Origin of the sequence: Streptomyces sp. NPDC026589 (genome assembly GCF_040638385.1) — a bacterium.
Taxonomy (GTDB): domain Bacteria; phylum Actinomycetota; class Actinomycetes; order Streptomycetales; family Streptomycetaceae; genus Streptomyces.
Window position 1 is genome coordinate 306,091 of sequence record NZ_JBEZYG010000001.1, and the last position, 22,551, is coordinate 328,641.

Annotated in this window: 8 protein-coding genes; 6 read left to right on the plus strand and 2 right to left on the minus strand. The window is 66.7% G+C overall.

Going from position 1 to position 22,551, the window contains the following annotated elements; genetic code table 11:
* Positions 1 to 22: 22 nt before the first annotated feature.
* The 5 genes from AB0F29_RS01375 to AB0F29_RS01395 all read left to right on the plus strand — a co-directional run bounded on the left by AB0F29_RS01375 (position 23) and on the right by AB0F29_RS01395 (position 18,829).
* Entirely contained in the window at positions 23 to 3,178 is a 3,156-nt protein-coding gene (locus AB0F29_RS01375; protein ID WP_361866576.1) for a DEAD/DEAH box helicase, read from the plus strand.
* Entirely contained in the window at positions 3,175 to 8,445 is a 5,271-nt protein-coding gene (locus tag AB0F29_RS01380; protein WP_361866577.1) for a hypothetical protein, read from the plus strand. The genes AB0F29_RS01375 and AB0F29_RS01380 overlap by 4 nt, the downstream gene beginning before the upstream one ends.
* Positions 8,442 to 15,152 (plus strand): DEAD/DEAH box helicase, encoded by a 6,711-nt coding sequence (locus tag AB0F29_RS01385; RefSeq protein WP_361866578.1) that lies wholly within the window; start codon positions 8,442 to 8,444, stop codon positions 15,150 to 15,152. Before AB0F29_RS01380 ends, AB0F29_RS01385 begins: the two co-directional genes overlap by 4 nt.
* Positions 15,149 to 17,458, plus strand: a complete 2,310-nt coding sequence (locus AB0F29_RS01390) for a UvrD-helicase domain-containing protein (RefSeq protein ID WP_361866579.1) — start codon at positions 15,149 to 15,151, stop codon at positions 17,456 to 17,458. The genes AB0F29_RS01385 and AB0F29_RS01390 overlap by 4 nt, the downstream gene beginning before the upstream one ends.
* Before the next feature lie 285 nt (positions 17,459 to 17,743).
* The gene (locus tag AB0F29_RS01395; RefSeq protein ID WP_361866581.1) at positions 17,744 to 18,829 is read left to right on the plus strand and encodes a hypothetical protein; all 1,086 of its coding nucleotides are present in this window, start codon (positions 17,744 to 17,746) and stop codon (positions 18,827 to 18,829) included.
* Positions 18,830 to 19,125: 296 nt separating this feature from the next.
* On the opposite strand, the gene AB0F29_RS01400 is transcribed toward AB0F29_RS01395, so the two are convergent.
* A complete protein-coding gene (locus AB0F29_RS01400) occupies positions 19,126 to 19,377 on the minus strand; it encodes a hypothetical protein (protein ID WP_361866583.1) in 252 nt (83 codons plus the stop codon).
* Between the two features lie 180 nt (positions 19,378 to 19,557).
* Here AB0F29_RS01400 and AB0F29_RS01405 point away from each other — a divergent pair, with 180 nt between their 5' ends.
* Positions 19,558 to 20,325, plus strand: coding sequence for a hypothetical protein (locus AB0F29_RS01405; RefSeq protein WP_361866584.1), 768 nt, complete (start codon positions 19,558 to 19,560; stop codon positions 20,323 to 20,325).
* Between the two features lie 392 nt (positions 20,326 to 20,717).
* Here the strand turns inward: AB0F29_RS01405 and AB0F29_RS01410 are convergent, their stop codons facing one another.
* Positions 20,718 to 22,460, minus strand: a complete 1,743-nt coding sequence (locus tag AB0F29_RS01410) for a hypothetical protein (RefSeq protein ID WP_361866585.1) — start codon at positions 22,458 to 22,460, stop codon at positions 20,718 to 20,720.
* Positions 22,461 to 22,551: the final 91 nt, after the last annotated feature.

Sequence of the window (22,551 nt, forward strand, 5' to 3'; positions counted from 1 at the left end):
CCCGCACCCCTAGGAGCACCACGTGACCACGGCGATGCAGCCCGAGGTTCCCGAGGCGAGCAACGCCGAGCCGGGCCGGACCGGCCCATATGTCGGCACGCGCCCCACCTTCGCCCCCGGCGCCCAGGTCCGCATCCGTGACGAGCAGTGGCTCGTGAAGTCCGTCGAGGGGTCCCTCGACGGACTGATGGTCGAGGTCAGCGGCGTTTCCCCGTTCGTACGAGGCACCGACGCGGTCTTCTACTCCGGGCTCGACCAGATCGACGTACTCGATCCGCGGCGCACCCGACTCGTCGCCGACGACACTGCCCGGCATGCCAAGGCCCGCCTCTACCTGGAGGCGGTCATCCGCAAGACCGCGCTCCCGCAGACCGAGCACGGTGTCGCGCTCGCCGACTCCTATCTGATGGACCGGCAGGATCACCAGCTGCGCCCTGCCGAGCTGGCACTGTCCATGCGCAACCCACAGCCCCGCCTCCTGATCGCGGACGTGGTCGGCCTGGGTAAGACGCTGGAGATCGGTGTCACGCTCTGCGAACTGATCCGACGCGGGCGTGGCGAGCGGATCCTCGTGGTCACTCCGGCGCACGTCCTGGAGCAGTTCCAGCGCGAGCTGTGGACGCGGTTCTCGCTGCCGCTGGTGCGCCTGGACTCCACCGGTATCCAGCGCGTCCAGCAGGAGATCCCGGCGGGTCGCAACCCGTTCGCGCACTTCAAGCGGGTCATCGTCTCTGTCGACACCCTCAAGTCGGCAACTTACTCACACCACTTGGAGAGCATCGACTGGGACGCAGTGGTCATCGACGAGTCCCACAACCTCGTTAACAAGGGCACCCGCAACAACCGCCTCGCCCGCCGCCTCGCCGAACGCACCGACGCCCTGATCCTGGCCTCCGCCACCCCGCACAACGGTGACGCCGCGTCCTTCGCCGAACTGATCCGGATGCTCGACCCGGCGGCCATCGCCGACCCGAAGAACTACAAGGTCGCCGACCTCGACCACCTCTACATCCGGCGCACCAAGACCGACCGCGAGGTGCGCGACGGCCTCAAGGGCAAGCCATGGGCCGACCGAGGCGCCTCCCTTCCGATCGCGGCTGAGGCGACACCGAAGGAGGTGGCGGTCCTGGAGCGGCTCGCGGACCGGTGGACCCCCGGTGATCCGGCCCGCTCCTCGGTATGCGCCGACCCCCTGGTGGCCTACGGCTTCCTGAAGGCGTTCCTGTCCTCGCACGTCGCGCTCAGCAAGTCCCTGGAGAGCCGCCGCGCGTACCTGGAGGACCCGAAGCGCCACAAGGCGGCAAGTGACAAGCCCGAGCGCCGTGCCGCACTCGCCGCTGAGAGCGGCGCACTGGCAGAACTCGAAGATCTCCTCTCAGACTTCACCGACGAGGACTCCGCCAAACTCGAGGCGCTCGTGCGCACCTTGAAGGAACTCGGTGTCGGCCCGCGCTCCGAGCGACGCGTCGTGATCTTCTCCGAGCGGGTGCACACCCTGAACTGGCTCGCCCGTGTGGTCCCGGACAGGCTCGGCTTCAAGGCGAAGCAGCCCGCCACGCCCGACGCGACCCGCCCATGGAAGGCGTACGGGGGTGCCATCGAGGTCATGCACGGCGACACCGCCAACGACCAGCAACAGCAGGAGATCGTTGACCGCTTCGGCCGCCGCGAGGAGCCCGTACGCCTCCTCTTCACCGGCGACCTCGCCTCCGAGGGTGTCAACCTGCACCACCAGTGCCACGACCTCCTCCACTACGACCTGCCCTGGTCCCTCATCCGCATCGAGCAGCGCAACGGACGTATCGACCGCTACGGGCAGGCCGTCAGCCCCGAGTTCCGTGCGATCACCCTCACCGCACGCGTGCCCTGGCGCCGCGACGAGGACAGCGGCGAGACGCTCACCCTCGACGACCGGCTCGTCGGTACGCGCCTGTTGCGCCGCGAGGAGCAGGCCAACCAGATCGAGACGGGCGAGGGCAGCGCCGAGGCCGTCACCGGCCTCTACAACGACAAGAAGGAAGAGGACCGCCTCACCCGCGACCTCATCAAGGGATCCACCGTGGACCGCTCCATCAAGGAGTCCCGGCAGGAGGCGGGCGATGTCCTCGCCGGGCTCCTCGCCAACGTCACTGCCCGTATCGCCGACCCCGCGGCCGCACCTGCCGCCGTCGGCAAGGCGCCGGTGCCCGAGGCCGACGTGCCCCACGTGTTCGCCGGCACCAAAGCGTACTTCGGCGCAGCGCTGGACCTCATCTACCCGCTGGCCGAACGCGAGGCCCTCGACTTCAAGCCCGAAACGGCGGGCGGCCGCATCGAGTTCACTCCACCCGACGACCTGCAGTACCGGTTCCGCGAGCTACCGAAGTCGTACCTGGAACAGGAGAAGATTCTCACCACGCCCCGGTACGACGGCACCCTCCGTCTCACCTTCGACAAGCAGTACGCCGCCGATCGTCTGGAAGCCGCCCGCAACGCCAAACAGGGCAAGGGCGACCAGCCCACCTCCCAGTGGCCCAACGTCTCCTACGTCTCCGACATCCACCCCGTCCTCGACTGGGTGACGGACAAGGTCCTCGCCAAGCTCAAGTACGACGAGGCGTTCGTCCTCGCCTACCAGGCCGACCCCGCCAAGGCCAAGAAGATCAACGAGGCGCTGCCCGCCGCCCTCACCGGCCCGGTCTACCTCCTCCAGGGCGTCTACTCCAACGCCGCGGGTAGGCCCACGGTCGTGGAGTGGATGGCGGTCACCGGCCTCGCCGAAGCTGGTGCGACCCCCCGCGTGTGGCGGATGGACTCGGCGTTCCTCGCGGCGTGCGGCGTCGGCCCGAACATGCCCGGCCGGGGCACTCCCGTCGACCCCGACCAGCTCCAGGCGCTAGTCCCCGCCGCCGTCGATGCGGCAGAGACACATCTGCGCGAGCGCCGCAGCGATTACGACAGGCAGGTCGACGCCTACCTTGCACCGTACGAGGACCGGGTCCAGGTCTGGGAGCAGGCCGCGCTGATCGCCGTAGGCAACCAGCAGAGCCGTCACGACCAGGTGAAGGACACGGCCGCCGGCCGCCGCGCCCTGGTCCGCCGCCTGCGCACCGCGGGCGACCCCATGCTGCGGGTGCTCGGCGTACTCGAGCCCCTCCACACCGCCACCGCGTACGACGCCGAGGAGTCCGCACGATGAGCTACACCTACGACTCCTTCGCCAACCGTGGCGAGTACCTCTCCGCGCACTACTTCAGCGAGGAACTGGAGAACACTCTCAAGAAGAAGACCGCGGGCGACGAGGGCCTGTTCACTCTCTGGACCACCCGCGAGACCGACGAGCTCGACCCGCGGCCCACTCCGCGCGAGACACTGCCCAGGCTCCGCGGCGACTACCAGGCCACCATCCGCCCGTTCCTCGCCGCGCGCGTGAAGGAGGAGCAGGACCTCCTCGGGAGCACGTACGACGACCCCTCCGGCGCGTGGCCCGAACGCGTCTCTGCCTGGCACGCCCAGGTGCTTGCCGCCCTCGGTTACGACGGGACGGCCAAGACGTCGCGTCCGCTCGCCGTGCACAGCGCGGGCAAGGAGTACGAGGTCCAGACCGCCTGGCACGGCGACGGCATCGTCGCGCTCGACTGCGGCTGGACCGAGCGCCTCGACGACGCGCTGGACGCCGACGGCGGATCCGGACGCCTCCTCCATCCCCTCAAGACGGCGGACGGCCTGATCGAGGCGGGCGAGAAACTCGCCGGGTGGCTCTTCCAGAGCGAGCTGTACGAGTCCGGCGGCGACGCACCCCGCTTCGTCCTGCTCCTGTGCGGCGGCGTCCTGGTCCTCGCGGACCGCAACGCCTGGGCGGAAGGCCGCTACCTGGCCGCCAACCTGGATGCGGCCTTCGCCCGCAACGACCTCGCGAAGTCCGGCGAACTGGCCCTCCTCGCCGCCCTCTTCTCGCACGACCTGCTCGCACCGCGCGCCGACGGCAGGGGCCGCCGCGTCGACGCCATCGTCAAGGCGTCCCGCGACAACGCCGTCGGCGTCAACTCCGAGCTGCGCAAGGGACTCCAGCGCTCCGTCGAGATCATCGCCAACGAGGTCCTCGCCCGGCTGCGTGAGACGGGCGTCGAGCCGCGCGACATCGAGGACCTCACACAGGGCCCGTTCGCCCGGCAGCTCACCCGCGAGTCCCTGCGCTATCTGTACCGCATTCTGTTCCTGCTGTACGCCGAGGCCCGCCCCGAGCTGGGCATTCTGCCTGCCGACGACTCGACGTACGAGGCCGGCTACTCGGTCGCCCGGCTGCGCGAGCTGGTGGCGAGGGAGCGGAAGCTCGTCGACGAGGAGAGCCGCACCGGCTTCCACCTGTACGCGTCCCTCGACGTCCTCTTCAACAAGGTCAACTTCGGGCACCGTTCGCACGGCACCGAGCAGGGCGACCACCTCCCCGCCGAGCAGCGCAGCCAAGGGCGCGGCCTGCGCTTCGAGGCGCTGCGCAGCGAACTGTTCGACCCGAAGAGCATCACCCTCATCGGCAGCCAGATCCTCGACCCCGCCTGGGACGAGGACGGGAGCACGGACCCCCGATGGCTCGACCTGCGGCTGCGCAACGACGCCCTGCACGAGGTGCTGCGGCTGCTCACCATGAAGGAGGCGGGAACGAAGGGGCGGCAGGGCGGCTTCATCTCCTACCGCAACCTTGGCATCAACCAGCTCGGGGCCGTGTACGAGGGCCTGATGTCATACACCGGCATCATCGCCGACAAGGAGCTCGCCGAGGTCGCAAGGCCGGGAGAGAAGCGGGGCGGCAAGCAGTACGGCGACCCGGAGAAGGGCTCGTGGCTAATTCCCGCGGACCGGCTGGGCGACCACCCGGAGAACACCCGGGTCGTCTACTCCGCCCAGGACGCCGAACAGCACGGCCTTCGCGGTCCGAAGAAGTACGCGGCGGGCGAGTACGTCTACCGGCTGGCCGGACGCGACCGCGAGACGTCCGCCTCGTACTACACGCCGGAGTCGTTGACGAAGGTCACCGTCGAACTGGCTCTCAAGCACCGGCTCACGGACGAGACGCGGGCTAGCGACCTCCTGAAGTACACGATCTGCGAGCCCGCGCTCGGCTCCGGCGCGTTCCTCAACGAGGCGATCAATCAGGTCGCCGACGAGTACCTCAAGCGGCGGCAGGAGGAGCTCGGCGTCAGCCTGGACACGTCGAAGGCGCTGGACGCGAAACAGAAGGTCAAGGCGTACATCGCGCTGCACAACGCGTACGGCATCGACCTGAACGCGACGGGCGTCGAGCTCGCCGAGGTGTCGCTGTGGCTGAACACCATGCACCCCGGTATGCGCGCACCATGGTTCGGACTACACCTGAGGCGCGGCAACTCGCTAATCGGAGCGCGGCGATGGGTGTACGAAGCGGACCGCATCAAGAATGAGCGGACCGTCGGAGGTACGACGCCGGTCAAGTTGCCGTTCCGCGACACAGAGGGCGATGGCGCGGAGCAGGCGCTGCCCGAGGGGGCGGTGCACCAGTTCCTGCTGCCCACGCCGGGGTGGGGCGCGGTCGCCTTGGTCAAACCAGCAAATCCTGCGGGCAATCTCATCGGGCAGTCGGCCAAGCCGGAACTCGACCGACTTACCGAGTGGCGAAAATCGGTAGGCGCCAAACCGAAGGCCACGGGTGGCAAAGGGAGCCAGCTCGCGCGGCTACAGGAGGCGGCCAAGCGTGTGGAGTTCCTGTGGCAGCTCGTCGCCAAGCGGATGGAGCTGAGTGAGCGCGAGATTGCCCGCACTATCGACGTGTGGGGGGCCGGGCGGGAGGAGGATGCGGAGGAGTACGCGTTCCTACGCCGTGACAAAAGGAACGCGGAGGGGGACTCCTTGCCGCTGACCAAGGAGCAGGTCTTCCAAGACTTGTTCGACGCAGAAGGTTCTCCGTACTGGCGGCTCAAGCAGGTCATGGACGCGTGGTGTGCGTTGTGTTTTTGGCCGCTGGACCAAGTGGGGCTGCTCGACGGGACGGACGCGGAGTACGAGACGTCGCCAGTGGTAACGGTCGATGCGCTGTTGTCGTCGGGGGTGCCGCAGGTAGGCGAAGTGGAACCTGCGTCTGAACCTCAGTACGTCGAGAGCGGGTTGCTGTTCGCGCTGAACGGGGACCAGCTGGCCCTCGGAGAGCGCGCGGACGCGAGTGAACTGGTCGAGAAGACGCAGGTTAAGAGGCGTCGCACGCCGTCGACGCCGAAGAAGGGCGGCGGAACGGCGGAGCGCCGCCCCGTCATCGCTCTGAAGGACCTGGACGACTGGCTTGCCTTCCTGGAATCCATGGTTGGCACGGGCCCGGTCCCGGAGGAAACATTCGCCACCTCCGTTGACTCCCTGGAGGAGCTGAAGGTCCTCGAAGGGGCCATCCAGGGCGAGATGGGCATGGACGATGCTCGAAAGGCCGTGGAGACGCGATATCCGTGGATGCGGGTGGTGCGGGATATCGCGAAGGAACAGGGGTTCCTGCACTGGGAGCTGGACTTTGCGGGAGTATTCTCAAGTGAAGTAGGAGGTTTCGACCTCCAGGTCGGGAACCCGCCTTGGGTGGAGATCAAGTTCAACCGTACAGCCAGTTTCTCCGAGTTCGAACCCCACCTGACGCTGCAGGAGAGCCTTACCCAGGAGCGCGAGGCAGAGTTGCGCGATCGTGTCTTGCAGGTGCCCGAGTGGCGCATCCGGGTACTCCGAGACGCGGCCACGGACACAGCCCTGGCGAGCTTCTACTCCAGTGCGGTCGTGTACCCGATTCTCGCGGGGACACCGGCGCACCTGCACTCGCGCTTCATGAGTCAATGCTGGGACCATGCGGCCGCGACGGGTGCCATCGGGCTGGTACACCCCGATGGTCACCTGAGTGGGAAGCAGAATCGGCGAATCCGTGCGGAAGCGTATCGCCGGCTGCGTGTGCACGGAGCCTATGTCAATGTCTCGAATTGGGCCTTCCCGCAACCTGTTGGACACAAGAAGGAGTTTGCAGCCAACATCTACGGCCCTCGTCAAGGGGTTAACTTCAAGCACCTGAGCTTCCTCTACAGGGCCGATGTGCTAACAGAATCCCTGCGACACGATGGATCTGGTCCGGAACCAGGTCTAAGGTTCGACGGGCAGTACGACACCCGGCCGCATCGGGCGCGGATCATCAATGTGAACGCAGAGACTCTCGCCCTGTGGAGTGAGCAGCAAGGCAGCGAGTTCCCGGCGGCGGAGGCGCAGATTATGTATCCGCTGACGCAGAGTGAGCAGAATGCGATCGCTCTGATGGCGAAGTATCCCGTTCGGCTCTCCCGCGACGAGATCAGCATGAGCCGTGGCTACGACGAGGAGCGCGACCGCACTGCGGGGTACATCAACTACCGAAGCCAGCGTCCGCATTCCTGGGATGAAGCGATCCTGCACGGCCCGCACATCGGTCCTGGAACACCCTTTTGCAAGGAGGACCCCGAACTTAAATCAGAGGGGGCGCGGATCGACCTGACCTCCGTCCCAGCCGACTTCTTTCCCGCCACCAAGATGGCCAGGGCATGTGATCGGGCCATGTTCGAGTCCATGGCTATGGTATGGAAGGATTGGCAGGGGCTCTCCCATGCCCGACACTACCGCTTGGCCTTTCGGCGCCGGAACGACGGCAAGACGGAGAGGGTCCTGCAAGCCGGGATCATTCCTCCAGGGGCCACCCATGTGGACGCCGTCCACAGTCTTGCCTTCCGGAATCGTCAGCATCTACTGCTGGTCGCCGGCTTCTGGTCGGCGATCCCGCTGGACTACATGCTGCGTGCCTTCGGAATGAAGGACCTCCGAGAACCCGGCGTCCAGCGGCTCCCTGCTCCCTCCCCGGACCACCCGTTGGCGGGAGCCCTAGCCGTCAGATCGGCCCGCCTGAACTGTCTCTCGAGTGCCTACGCAGACCTGTGGGAGTCGGAGTTCCGCTTTTCCTGGCTTCGCGAGGAGTGGGCAAATCCGTGGACGGGCCGGCCGCTGAACGCGGTGGAACCCCGCTGGTCGTGGAGCACACCACTCCGCACGGAGTTCGAACGCCGCGCCGCGCTCGTTGAGCTCGACGCGTTGGCCGCTGTGTGGATGGGGCTTCCCGCAGACGCACTGATCGCCGCGTACCAAGCACGCCTGGACGTGCTGTCTGGCCGTGAAGAGCAGATGTACTTCGACGCGCGCGGGCGGCAACTTGCCGCAGATAGGTGGGTTTTCGGCACCGGGCAGACCAGCGAGCATTGGAATGCTCTGGTGGAGCATCTGGCAGCACCCGACGCCAGCTCCGTCCCGGATGGCTACACCGCCCCCTTCTACAAGGCCGACCGCGAGCGTGAGATGCGCGCCGCGCACGCCTATTTCAAGCAGCGCCTCGATGAGGCAGTCGCCCAGGGTCTGTGGGACCCGGAGACCATGGAGGTTCCGACCCGATGAGGCCGACGCTCGAAGCGCAGGGGCTGAAGGAGAGCTTGCTCCAGTACCTGTCCACGACCTACGGTCTCGCGGACGAGGGGGCTCGTAAGGCGTTGGAGACGTTCCTAGGGAATGAGACGACGGGCATGTTCCGGGGCCCGTACCTCCGGCTCCGTACGCCTTTCACCCGGGCCGAGGAGGGCTGGCAGCAGCATCTGGACTGGCGGCGTACCGACGGCTGGTCTCCGTACGCGCACCAGGCCCGCGCCTTCGCCCGCCTGACCAGCAAGGACGGCCGCATACCGCAGCCCACCCTCGTCACCACCGGTACCGGGTCCGGGAAGACCGAGTCGTTCCTGTACCCCGTCCTCGATCACTGCGCCCGCGAGCGCGCAGCCGGCGGCGACGGCGTCAAGGCCGTCTTCCTCTACCCGATGAACGCCCTCGCCACCGACCAGGCGGGACGTATCAACGACCTGCTCACCGAGTACGACGAGTTGAGCGGCGTGCGCGCCGGGCTGTATATCGGGGACAAGGCGGCGACCCACTACGACAAGGTCTACACCCGCCGCCAGGACATGCAGCTGTCCCCGCCGGACATCCTGATCACGAACTACAAGATGCTGGACCTGCTCCTTCAGCGGGCGTCGGACGCACCGCTGTGGGAGAGCAGCGACATCCGGTACGTCGTGGTCGACGAGTTTCACACGTACGACGGCGCACAGGGCACCGATGTCGCCATGCTGCTGCGTCGGCTCGCCGTCGCCGTCGGGGCGGCCCGGCAGGACGAGCCGCTCGGGTCGATCACACCCGTCGCGACCTCCGCAACGCTCGCGTCCGGCACCGACGAGGCCGGAGTACGGCGGCTCCTGGACGTGGCGACCCAGGTGTTCGGCAGCACGTTCACCGAGGACGCGATCGTTGGTGAAGACCGTTTGACGGTGGATGAGTTCATCCCGGACGCCAAGTTCCTGCCCGGGGAGGTGCCGCCGCCCGAGGCGCTTACCGTGATGCCCGATCCGGCTTCCAGTCCCGATGCGTTCTCGGACCTCACCGAAGCCGTCACCGGCATCCGCATCACCGATCCGGTTGTCCTCGGTGCCGCGCTGAAGCGGAACCGGCTGACGTACGCGGTCCTGAAGGCGTTCGACGGTTCGGTGCACACGTACGACGAGGTTCTCGACGTGATGCGCCGCAGCGGGGCGAAGGCGTGGGACGAGGCGATCACGACGCGGCCGCAGATCGCCGCATCCGCCCTCGCCCGGTTCGTGGCGCTTCTGTCCGTAGCACGCGACCCGGACGCGCCGAGCGGGATCAGCCGCCCGCTTGTGCAGGTCGAAGTGCACCAGTGGGCCCGGTCCGTGACACGGATGCTACGGGGTGTACTGCCGTGGCCGAGAGCGGAGTTCGCGTGGGACGCGGCCGGGTCGGCGCGGCAGCCGCGTACCACCCCTGACACCACCACGTCCCAGGACACCAAGGTGTTCCTGCCCGCCGTGTACTGCCGGGAGTGCGGCCGCTCCGGCTGGTCGGTTCTCGCGCCCGAGTCGGACTTCGAGGAGCTGGGCTTCGAGGCGCACAAGATCCGCCGGGCCACCGTCACCGCCGCCAAGGCGAAGGTGCGCACGCTGGTCGCGGCCACCGACAACGAGGCCCGCGAGGGCAACGGGCGCACCGCCATGGACCGGGCGGCCCAGAAGTCGCTGACCACCGGCGGCGCAGGCGTCCTCATGGTCCTCGACGGGCAGACCCAGCGGCTGAGGCTGCCCGACCCGCAGGGCGACTACGACGACGAGGGCAACCCTCGACCGGCCGGACCCGACTCGGCGTTCATCCTCGTCCAGCTCGGCGACAACGCCGAACGAGCCGCCAAGGACGACTGGTGCCCGGCCTGCGGTACGCACAACGCGATCCGCTTCGTCGGTACGGGCTCGGCCGCGCTCGCCGCCGCCTCCGTCACCCAGCTGTTCACCGGCGGGGAGATGGACAAGGAGCAGCGGGAGACGAAGACGCTGATGTTCAACGACTCGGTGCAGGACGCTGCGCACCGGGCCGGTTTCGTCGCGTCCCGGTCGTACACGTTCTCGCTGCGGGCGCTGTTCACCAAGCACCTGGAGGAGGAGCGGGCGCTCGCCCTGAACGACCTCGTCGCCGATGTCGTGGAGGCGACCACCGACCGGGAGACCCTCGCCGCCGTCGTGCCGCCGGACCTGCACGACGTCACGGGTGTGGCACGGCTCCTGTCCGGCAAGGGGCGCGGAGGAGATCGCAGGACCTGGGACCTTATCGGGGAGCGGTTCGCGTTCGAGGCCGTGATGGAGTTCGGCCTCCGGTCCCGCAACGGACGCACCCTCGAACTGACCCGCACCGCGGCCGCCTGGGTGGACATCCCCGACGAGCAGGCCGCCCTGGCGCTCGTACGGGCCGCGCACGAGGAGTCCACGCAGCACGGACTCCCCCTCACCGCGCACGACGACGCGCGCTATCTGGCCTTCCTGCGGGCCTTCCTGGAGCGGTTGCGGACGCGCGGCGCGCTCGGCCACCGGTGGCTGGAGAAGTACCTGGAAGAGGCGGGCACCAGCCGGTTCTTCATCTGGGGCGGCCGCCCGCGCGGCATGAAGGCGTTCCCCAGAGGAGTATCGGCGCCCAGCTTCCTGCTCGCGCGACCCAAGACGGGCAGCGGGTTCGACGTCGCCGCCGGGCGGCTTTCCTGGTACCAGACGTGGGCGCAGCGCTGCCTCGGCATGACCCGGGAACAGGCCGATGACTTCTGGGTGCGGCTGCTCCCCCGGCTCACCGACGCCGGGCTGATCGCGTCGGGCACGCCGCGCGACACCGCGGCCCGCTTCCACGGACTGCAGCCGGGCGCCGTACAACTGCAACTACTGTCGGACTCGCAGGTCAACGAGGCGTACGTACGCTGCCCCAAATGCTTCTGGGAGCAGACCACACACCCCTCTCTGCTCGCGCAGTACCACGGCCAGCCGTGCCCGGCCTACCGCTGCGCATCCGGCCGTCTCGTGGCAGGAGACCAGTGGCTGGAGACCGTCGACCGGCACGACCGGGACCGCGACTACCGCAACGACTACTACCGCGGCCTGTACCGGCGGGCCGGCACGTACCAGGTCGTCACCGCCGAACACACCGGACTGCTCACACGTGCCCAGCGGGAACGCACCGAGGATGCCTTCCGCAAGGGCGAAGGCTTCAACGACCCCAACGTGCTGTCCTGCACACCCACCCTGGAGATGGGCATCGACATCGGCGACCTGTCCGCCGTCGTCCTCAGCGCGCTGCCGCGCCGACCGGCCAACTACGCCCAGCAGGCGGGGCGGGCCGGGCGCCGTACCGGCAACGCGTTCCTGCTCACCATCCCCGACCGGTCCCGCCGCGACCTGTACTTCCTGGACCGGCCGCGCGACATGATCGACGGGCGGATCGTGCCACCCGGCTCCTACCTCTCCGCCATCGAGATCCTGCGGCGCCAGTACACCGCGCACCTCCTCGACCTGGCCGCTCGCGGTCGGCTGCTGCGCGAGGACGGCAAGCCGCTGGCCGCCCTGTCGCGCCGGGTCGACGAACTCTTCGGCCCTTCCGGCTATCTCACCGACTTCACCGAGGCCGCGCTCGCCCACGGCGAGGATCTCGTCGCCGGATTCCTCGCGCTCTTCCCGACCGGAGTGAGCGAGACCGCCAAGGATGAGCTCGAGAAGTACGCGGTGCGGGGCATCCGCAGCGCGGTGGAGAAGGCCGAGCGCGCGTGGGAGCGCGACAACCAGAAGCTGCGCACCCGGATCCGTACGATCCGGGCTGCGATTGATGAACTCAGGGACGGCGACGAGGAACAGGCGCGCACGAAGGCCGAGTTGGAGGCCGAACTGCACGCCACCTCAAAGCAGGGCGCCGCCCGACAGCGCAGGCCCGCCCAGGACGTTCTGTGCGACCTCGGCCTGCTGCCCAACTATGCCCTCATCGACGCCGTGACCATCCTGGACGCCACCGTCTACTGGCCCGAGGGCAAGACTGCCGAGGGACGCGACATCTACAAGTCGAAGTCGTATCGCTATGAGAGACCGCGCGGCTTCGCGCTGTCCGAACTCGCCCCCGGCAACACGTTCTACGCCGAGGGCTACAAACACCGCATCACCGGCATCGACATCGTCACCGGCAGGGACCAGGACTGGCGTCACTGGCGGTTCTGCCCCTCATGCGGCTACGTCCGCACCGAGAACGCCGAGAGTGACATCTCGCCCTGCCCGCGCTGCGCGGACCCCGGCATCTCGGATTCCGGCAGCCTGCGGCAGATTGTCCAGCCCACCGTCGTCACCGCCCGCGACAAACGGGAGGACGCCAGAATCGGCGACGAGAGCGACGACCGAGACCGCCGCTTCTACACGACCATCGACATGGTCGACATCGCCCCCGGCGACTTTGCACAGGGCAAGTCCTGGCGGCACAAAAAGCAGATCTTCGGCGTCGACTACACGCGGCGTGCCGTCATCCGGAAGATCAACGCGGGCCCGCTCAGCATCGGGGCGCAGGAGAACGACCAGATCGCCGGGAAGCCCGTGCGGATCGCCCCGTTCCATGTGTGCACCGCCTGCGGAGCCGCGAGCGCAGACGGACGCCCCGTCTTCGACGACGACCGCGACGCCGTCGACAACTCCGCCAACCGACAGCGTGCGCTGAAGCACCACACGCCCTGGTGCCCGCAGCGACGCGGCACGGCGGACGTGCCGCAGGAACCCGTACTGCTCGCCCACGAGCTGACGACCGAGGCGCTGCGGATCCTGCTGCCCGCGGCCACGGTTCTCGTCGAGGAGAAGGTCCACTCCTTCCAGGCCGCCCTGCGGCTCGGCATGGACGCCGCCTTCGGAGGCGACCCGCAGCACCTCGACACCACGCTCGCCACCATGCCCGACCGCGACACCGCCGAGACGCGGCACTTCCTCGTCCTCTACGACCGCCTCCCTCATGGCACCGGCTACCTCGACCGTCTCACCGACCCGGCGGCATTCCGGAAGGTCCTCGAAGACGCCCGGCGGCTCATGGTGGAGTGTCCCTGCAGGGAGGAGCAGGGGTCTGCCTGCCACCGGTGCTTGTACCGATACGCCGACGAACGACACATTGAAAGCGTCTCCCAGCAGGCCGCCCTGGAAATCCTCGACGAACTCCTCGGCACCGAGACTGATGCCTGGGACACCGTTCCGGTTGGCAACACCGACCGGATCGGCCTCGACGGACAGGTCGAATCCGACCTCGAAGCCCGTTTCCTCAAGGCTCTGCGCGGCTGGTCCGCACAGCGCAAGGACACCGACCTGGACGAGAGCGGTGACAACAGCGGCTACCTGCGCCTGGAGGACGCCGGAACCGTCCACGGCTGGCGGCTGACCGCCCAGCGCAACGAGGGGTTCACCCGTACCGACTTCACCTTCGAACGCACCGACAGCCCCAAGCAGAAGATCACCGTCTACCTGGACGGCCACCGCTTCCACGCCTCCCGCCGTCACAACCGGCTCGCCGGCGACGCCGACAAACGCAACCGGCTGCGCGCGGACGGCCGCATCGTCTTCCAGCTGACCTGGGACGACCTCGACGTCTTCGAGCGGGCGACGGGCACAGCACCGAGTGCGGCAGCGGGCCGGGAGCCGGCGGAGCCGGTGTGGCCGCCATACCCGCGCAGCGCTCAGGACCTCGCCCGGCAGCTGCACACACAGGACGGCGACGACCTGTCCGCGACCGTCTTCACCGACCCGATGAGCATGCTCCTCGCTTATCTGCGCAGCCCCGACGAGGCGGCCTGGGGTAAACGGGCGTCCGCCGTGGCCGGCGGACTCCTCGGTACCGGCAACGACCCACTCGTCGCCAACGGAACCCCGGAGCGGACTCGCCAGGTGCTCGACCAACTCCTGGACGCCTGGGGGCGCGCCGACGGCATCGATCCGGTGCCGGTCCAGGACAAGGGCACCCTCGGCCTGTTCCAGACCAGTGACCAGGTCGGACTCCCCATTGCCTTCCTCGTGGACGCCGCCTCCCAGCGGTGGACCGCGCTGGTCTGCCTGGACGACACCGTCGCCGACCAACTGGGCACCCCCGAACACAAGGCGCGCTGGCGTGCCTGGCTGCAGTGGTCCAACCTGCTGCAGTTCCTCGTCCACGACGGCGGCGACGGCGTCCAGCTGACCACGTCCACCGCCGGAGGGTTCGACACCTCGGTCCTCAAGGCGTTCGGCGGGATCGGGGAACTGGAGTCCCTGGTCGTCGAGTTCGGCACCGGAACTGCTGTGCCGCAGAATTCGGCGGACCACCACCTGGGCGACTCCTCCGCCGAAGCGGCGCTGCGCGACCTCCTCTGGGACCAGGAGATCCTCGAATTCCTCGACGAGGACGAACCCGACGCGGCCCTCACCCGCCTCGCCCACACCCTCGCGGACCACGGCAAACAGGCCCCCGCGTACGGCTACGAGCTCGGCGAGCGCGGCTGGCTCGCGGACTTCGCCTGGTACGACTCTGCCCAGGGGCTACGGATCGCGGTGATGGCCGAGGCGCACGACCAAGCGGACGAAGAGAGCGACAGGACCTGGCGTGCCTACCGCGACGCTGGGTTCACCGTGCGGTCGGCCGACGAGTGGCTCGCTGACATCGGCGAGTTCCTCACCGTTCTCCCCGACGCGACGACCCGCCCCGATGCCGCCTCCGACCTCGACGAACAGAGTGCCGACCGATGACCGCACGCCTGAGCCTGTACCAGAAGGCCGAGAACGAGCTCTACAAGATGGACTCGTCGGTCAAAACGAAGTTCTACGACTTCTGCCACCAGTTCCGCAACGACCCCGACCACCCGAGCCTCGACCTCAAGCCCCTCAAGGGCGACGGCCGCATCTTCCGCGCGAAGATCGACCGCTCGTACCGAGCGCTTCTCGCCCGCGCCGGCACCGGTGCCGACGGGGTCCAGCAATGGCTGATCGTCGCCGTCCGGCATCGCAAGGATGTCTACGAAGAACTCACCGTCGCCATCAACCGGATCACCGGTGAGATCGAATTCGTCGACCTCGGAGTCGTCGGCCAGAGCGTGCTGCAGCGCGCAGGGGTGCAGCTCACCCCTGCGCCCGAAGAACAGACAACAACGGCTACCCCCGAGCACGCGCCACCCACCGAGGGTGCCACCGCCCCGCACACCGCACCACTTCTGGCCGGACACTCCGCCGAGGACCTGCGTCGGCTCGGCGTTGCCGAGGCGCTGATCGACCTCGCCCTCAATGTGACCAGCGAGGACGAACTCGACCAGCTGATCGCCAGCGCGCCTCGGCTGACCGCGGAGATCCTCACCGGCCTCGGCTCCGGCATGCCGCTCGAGGAAATCGAACAGGAGATCACTCGCCCCGCCGCCACTGTTCTCGAACCGGGCTTCGAAGACGACATGGCGGCCGCCCTGGCCCGTACTGCGGTCACTACCGTCGACGACGACATCCGCAACGTCCTCGCCGAGGGTGACTTCCGAGCCTGGAAGGTCTACCTCCACCCCACCCAGCGCAAGATCGTCGAGCGGAAGTACACCGGCCCTGCCCGCGTGAGCGGTGGCCCCGGCACCGGCAAGACCATCGTCGCCCTTCACCGTGTCGCCCGCCTCGCAGCCGCCCTGCCCTCCGGACACAACAAGCCGATCCTGCTGACCACTTACACCAAGAACCTCACTGCCGACCTGCGCTCCCGGCTCACTTCCCTGATGGGGCCCGAGCTGCTCGGGCGCGTCGACATCAAGCACATCGACCAGCTCGCCCAGAGCGTCCTCAACGAAAACGTCGCACCCGGATCGCAGCGCAGCGTGATCGGCGACGAACCCGCCCAGAACGTCCTGCGGGAAGTCCTCTTCGAGCACGACGAGCAGCGCTGGGACGCCGAGTTCATCTTCGACGAGTGGCAGCAGATCGTCCTCGGCCAGTCCCTCGCCACCCGGCAGGACTATTTCAAGGCCCGCCGCGCCGGCATGGGCCGAGCCCTGAGCCGCCCTGAGCGGGCCGCCATCTGGAAACTCCTCGAACAGTTCACCCTGCGCCTCAGCAGCATGAGCCGCGAGACCTGGGCACAGGCCGCCGAACGCGCCGCGCGTTACGAGTACGAGCGCGCCCGCAAGATCCAGGCCCGCGCCGAGCGCAAGCAGGACATCGGTGGCGGAGACCTGATCCACCTCGATGACAACAGCTCCGGCATGCGATATCTGCGCCATCGCTACCAGCACATCGTCGTCGACGAAGCCCAGGACCTCAGCCCCGCGCATTGGAAGATGCTCCGGGCGATGTCCGCACCGGGCCCCGACGACCTCTTCATCGCCGGCGACACCCACCAGCGCATCTACGACCGCCAGGTCACCCTTTCCACCGTCGGCATCAACATCCGCGGCCGCGCCTCAAAGCTGACCCTCAGTTACCGCACTACCCAGGAGATCCTCGACCAGGCCGCCAAGGTCGTCGGCGACACCACGTACGACGACCTCGACGACGGGACCGACACCCTCAGCGGCTACCACTCCCTGCTCCACGGCCCCGCCCCCGAACTCGCCGCCTGCACCGACTGGAACGACGAGATCACCCAGCTCGCCGGGACTCTCAAGGAATGGCGCGCCGAGATCACCCGGCCCGCCGAGGACGGCACCGTACGCGACCCCAGCGGCACCATGGCCGTGTGCGTCGCCGACAGCGACATGGCTGGTCGCGTCGCCGCCGACCTGGAGATCAAGCACGGCATCACCACGGCGACCCTCACCAAGGAGGGGCCGCAGGGCGGCGGCGAGGTCCACATCGGCACCATGCACCGTTTCAAGGGACTGGAGTACCAGAAGCTCGCCGTCGTCGGTGCGAGCGACGGCATCCTCCCGCGCAGCACCATCGTCGAGAAGTACGCGACCAGCGACCCCAGGCGCTACGAGCGGGAACTCCAGAAGAGCCGCAACCAGCTCTTCGTCGCCACCACCCGGGCCCGCGACGCGTTGCGTATCTCCTGGCACGGGAGTCCGAGCCCGTTCCTGCCGGTGTAGGCGATCTGGTGATGTTCCCCCGCAAGCCTTTGATCCCACCGTGACGCGGTTCCTCAAGCCGATGCCCGGCCGGCAACCGAAGTGCCCCGACTGATCGTGCGCCCAACAGAAGTTCGGCCCTCAGGGCGGCACGTGCGCATTCGAGCATCACCTACCATAGCTGTCCTTGTGGTAGGTGAGCCCGATAGCCTTGGATCATGACGACTCACCGGGACCGCACCGCCGCGTCCGCCACCGCGGACCACACGGCGCACGCCCCAACGGCCCCGCGCACGGCGGTTACCGGTGCCTGAGCACAGCACAGGCTTCACCGGCGCCGTGCCGCCGACGCCGCGCGGCACCGAGAACTGGCAGCGACCTGCCGGACCCGTCTCCGCGGACGCGGGCGGACAGGTACACTTCCCGCCGATCGCCAACGGCCTAGACTACCTGCTGAGCGCCACCGAACATCTCGCACCCGACCCGGTCTCGGAGCGGGCGCTGAAGTACGCCATCCTGCACCTCGCCGCCGGCGCCGAGGTCCTGCTCAAGGCCCGACTCCAGTTGGAGCACTGGTCGTTGGTCTTCAAGGACCCGGGCCAGGCCACCCGCAAGGCCCTGGAAGGCGGCACGCTCACCAGCTGCACCCCCCAGGAGACGCTGCAGCGGCTGCGCGACATCGCTGGCGTGGTCATCGACGACAAGGACATGCGGATCCTGACCCAGCTGGCGCAGCACCGCAACGCGCTGCAGCACTACGGGCTGACCGGACCCACGGCGACCGTGGGACCGGTGGAAGCGCGTAGCGCCGCGGCGCTCGACTTCCTTATCCGATTCCTCGACGAGGAGCTGCTTCCGGCACTCACCGCGGAAGAACTCGTCGCTGTACAGGACGAGATGACCACCATCCGCGGAAAGCTCGAATCGATTGAGAGTTTCGCGAGGAAGCGGTTGAAGCGTCTGCGCGCCGTGCTTGAGCCAGTGCGTGCGAACACCGTACGGTGCGGCGAATGCTTCCAGTTCGCCCTCGTCATCGGCGGCCCCCGGCCGCGCTGTCACTTCTGCTGGAGCAACCCGCCCCTGGCCTACACGCTCGCCGTACACGCCTTGCTCGAGCTGGGACGGCGCGTGCCCGACGCGGCCTTCGAGCACGTGCTGACGGGGAGCGGGCGTTTGGGGGAATGCTGCGACCGCTGTGGGTGCGACACCGTAATGCACGGGGTCATGACCGCGGCGTACGCCGATGCGGACGGCGGCCTAGTGGCCCTGTGCTTCTTCTGCGCCGAGGTCTCGCCCACCAAGCCGACGTGCCTAGTGTGCGGTGCGCCCTTCGAGCCGGGCCGCAGCGAGCTCGGCTGCCCCTCCTGCGTGCGAGAGTCGGAACAACAGTGAGTGAGCCGGGCCGCACGACTACTTCGCCCTGCTGGACGCCGGCGCCGACGAGGTAGGCCGCCTGTACGTGGCGGGCGACGACATCACCGCGATGCTGCGATGCTGCGATGCAACGCCGAGCAGTGGCAGAAGGAGGCCCGCCAGCGCGGCGAGCTCGACGCATGCACCCTGCTGGTGCTCTCCGACCGGCTGACCGAGCAGGCCGACCGGCTCGATGGACAATTCCGCGACCACGTGGACACGCAGACGGGCCGCGATTACCGGTCTGCCGCTTTCTCCGAACTAGGCTCCGGGAGTCATCCGTTGATGCTGAGACGCTCCTTGCGGAGCGTGAGGCAGACTGTGGCGGCGATGCCTGCTGCGATGACGAGGGATCCGGCGAGGGCCAGCAACTGGCGGTTGGAGGTGACGACGCCAGACCAAGCGAAGATCGCAGCACCAACGGAGAGTTCGCCGGCGACCATGCACGCAATCCCCTCGCCCGCGGACCAGCGGGAGCTCTGTGGCGTGAAGAGCGTGGATACCTCGCTCGAGGTTTTCTTGATCATCGAAGACTCCTGCGAACCGGATTGGGTTGCCACGGCGTGAATGTGAAGGCCGCTGCCGTGTCCTCAACGGTTCCAACACGGCGCCGCCAAGTCCAGGCTTTCAAGTCTTCGGAGTTCACTGTGAAACCCGAGACATGAAACCCTCCACGCACATAGCGCGGGCCAATTATGTTGTCGCCTATGAACGTTGTTGCGCGGAGAAGCACGACTCCTCCGGAGCGCCCACCGTGGACTTGGGTTGAAGCGGTGCCGTCCTTCCACGACGGCGAAGAGGACTGGCAGTCAGACCAGCTCGTTGCCGTTGGCAGGAAGGGGTACCCGCCCCGGTTTCGGATCGCGATCACGTGCAGGACGACGGACACGGCTGTTTGCGTCCCGGTCCACATTGTGACCGGCGGGTTCACGGTGCCCGACCTTCAGGTGACCGCGCATTGCCCGGAGGGCTATGCCACTGCGATCCCTCCCGTCATGAAGGGGCGATACCCGTTTCTGGCCAGGGCGCTCATGATGGTGCCGGACTCGGTGGAGGTAGCACCCGACGGTACGTGGAGCTGGGTCCCCGCCAGCTGGGGCTGGGGCGGCCCCATTCCTGAGCGGGCCGTCATGAGTAAGGCTGAAGTACGGTCTGCGGCGACACCTGAAATGCTCCGCGAGATGAACGAGAGAGATAGACGCGAAGAGGAACTCTTCTCCGACATCAAGCGGCGACTCTCCCCAAAATGGAAACGAGACATCGTTCCTCGGCTGAAAGAATACGCCGACTTCATGGTGATCCGCGGCATCTCCCGCGCCGAACTCGCTGCCGAAATCGAAGTCCGGGAGAATATTTCGCGGTCGGAAGCACACAAGCGCCTCGCGCTTGCGGTTGAGATCGGCTTCATCCCAACTCGCGACGGCCACGCTCCCTTCTATGAGTCGTCCCATTGGACTCTGAGCGCACAGAAATAAGGAGTGATCATCAATTCTCGACCCCGAGGTAGCTAATTGGGGAAGTTCAGACTTCCTACATCTGCCTCAAGGGGCCTTCGCTTCGCTAGTGCGAGCAGCGATCTGCTCAAAGAGAGGTATTCCTATAAATACGGAGAATTCTTTCCGCTCTAGCCTCGAGTCGAGCGCCAAGCCAACCCTCGCGTTCAGCCTCTTCGATCCGGTCACCAAGGTTTTCGTGAATCTCGACCGGACGAGACCTGTCTGCAACGTCAATGATGAGAACTGGGCAACGGATAAAGGCTTCTCCGAACTAAGTTGAGCCGAGCCGTCGGGACTCCGCCAACCGCATCGCAGCGGTCGCTGATGGCGGTCCCAATTGCAGTAGCTGCGGGACAACCCAAAGCAGGTATTCAGATGGGCGCATACTCGATTTCCGTGCTTGCCCAAGTCCCAAGCTTGGCGACCACAACGCCTACCTCGTGCTCCACAGAATCCCCCAACCTTACATAGCGGATCGCTGCAGACAATGACTCGGCGAGCTCGGGGTCTTCAACTTCCACGGCAAACGCACGCAGGGCACGGAGTTTAGGCACACTGCGCATCCCGCCACTAATCGCGTCGATGGCCTGCCACCCTGCCCAGCAACGAACCTGAGCTGCTGTTACACAGGGCTGGCCGTCGTACGCCCAGACCCGCTGAAACCGTGCAGCGGCAAGTCCATAGTTGTCGCCATCTCGATCGACTGGATCCAGGAAAGCGCGCAGGAGCGATACTGGGCCACTCAGGATGTGCCAGCCATCTTCGCGCTTGGCGTTAAGGGTGAGAGTCTCGACGCCGTCGGGAATTAGGGCGGATATTCCCCCCACCAAGACAGTCAATAGCGAACCTTCTGGCGCTTCTAGATGAACCGTCCAGGAATCCTGATGCTCCTCCAGGAAAATTTCTTGGCAGCCCATGCCTGACATTCCCACACTCAGCATGACGGCTGAAGATATTCCAAAAGAACGATAATTGGTCGCATCGACAAGGTTCATATTGTCTAGTTGATTCAATGCAAGCGTGAGGCCAACGAGACACCCCATGGCGCTTTCGCAAGTTTCGATGATCTCATCGATCAGTTCACCCCAGGAAAGCGACCGAGAGCCGGACTTAACCTCTACATGCACCCCGTCGTCCAGATAGCGCACCATTCGATGCGCTTGAGCTGTGCGCAAATCTAGGTTGAACCCACCTAGCAAATCCTCCATCGCGGGACGTGTGCGAGCACTGCGCAACAGATCCGTTGCATTATCTTGCCGGAGCTTATCATAGGGCCTGGATTTTTGCCCCGCCGCCGTCAGAAGGGAAATTGCGACTAGCTGCCCTGCCCCCTCCACCAAGGTCGCAGCGATATCAACCAGAGATCGTCCCACTTGGCGCGGTATTCCGTCATTCACTGCCTGCGCGACCTGAGAGGATGCGTCGAACAGGTCTAGTATCGCTGCCTCATAATCAGATTTAAAGTGAGGACTCACCGTCAGACTCGAAAGGAGCTCAGGATTCCGGGACAATGTCTCGAAACTTCCCTTTACGATGCGCTCAAATCTATTCTCGTCTCCGTGTGCGATCATCAGGGCCCGCTGTAGGGCAAACTGCAGACCGCCCCCATGCCCATACTGAGGGGGAATCCCGAGGATTCGCGCAACCTCAGTCTCGGCTAGCACGCTAAGCTCCGTCAGGTCTGTTGCCCCCAATTCCACCATTGACTGCTGCAGCAACACAGCCATCTGATCTTGGAAGCTATCAACCTCCAACAGCTCGTTGAGCCGGTTAACCTTTTCCATGTGCATACCCAGGACGTCACCAGAGGCGTCCATTCGTTTCTGCGCAACATCTGCGTGACGCTGCGCTTCTAGCGGCGTAGGCGCGTCTAGCGCAGATAGATATGAACTTACTGTCTCTACGAGGTGCTCAATGCATGCTCTCGCGCCGTCCACCAAGGGTAGGTACGGGCGATGCCGAACAGCGGCGGATACCAGCGCGCGCTCATTCACCAGTTCCTGAACGACATCTCGAAGAGTCTCGTCGGACCCGGGAAGGGCTTGGCTTGCCGAGCGAACGGCAGCGAAGAATCGATAGAGCCATGCCTCTAGTCGCCTGACCAGCATCTCCATTTCAGCAGCTTGAAACGGACTTGGAGGTAGTTCCACTGGAGAAGAGGTCAGCAACTCGGCTGTAGCGCGTATCGAAGCCCGACGCGCCGCG

Bases quoted from the DNA above. Each gene is read 5' to 3' on its own strand.
- AB0F29_RS01380 (WP_361866577.1), top strand. From the start codon at position 3,175: ATGAGCTACACCTACGACTCCTTCGCCAACCGTGGCGAGTACCTCTCC.
- AB0F29_RS01385 (WP_361866578.1), top strand. From the start codon at position 8,442: ATGAGGCCGACGCTCGAAGCGCAGGGGCTGAAGGAGAGCTTGCTCCAG.
- AB0F29_RS01390 (WP_361866579.1), top strand. From the start codon at position 15,149: ATGACCGCACGCCTGAGCCTGTACCAGAAGGCCGAGAACGAGCTCTAC.
- AB0F29_RS01400 (WP_361866583.1), bottom strand. From the start codon at position 19,377: ATGATCAAGAAAACCTCGAGCGAGGTATCCACGCTCTTCACGCCACAG.
- AB0F29_RS01405 (WP_361866584.1), top strand. From the start codon at position 19,558: ATGAACGTTGTTGCGCGGAGAAGCACGACTCCTCCGGAGCGCCCACCG.
- AB0F29_RS01410 (WP_361866585.1), bottom strand. From the start codon at position 22,460: ATGGAGATGCTGGTCAGGCGACTAGAGGCATGGCTCTATCGATTCTTC.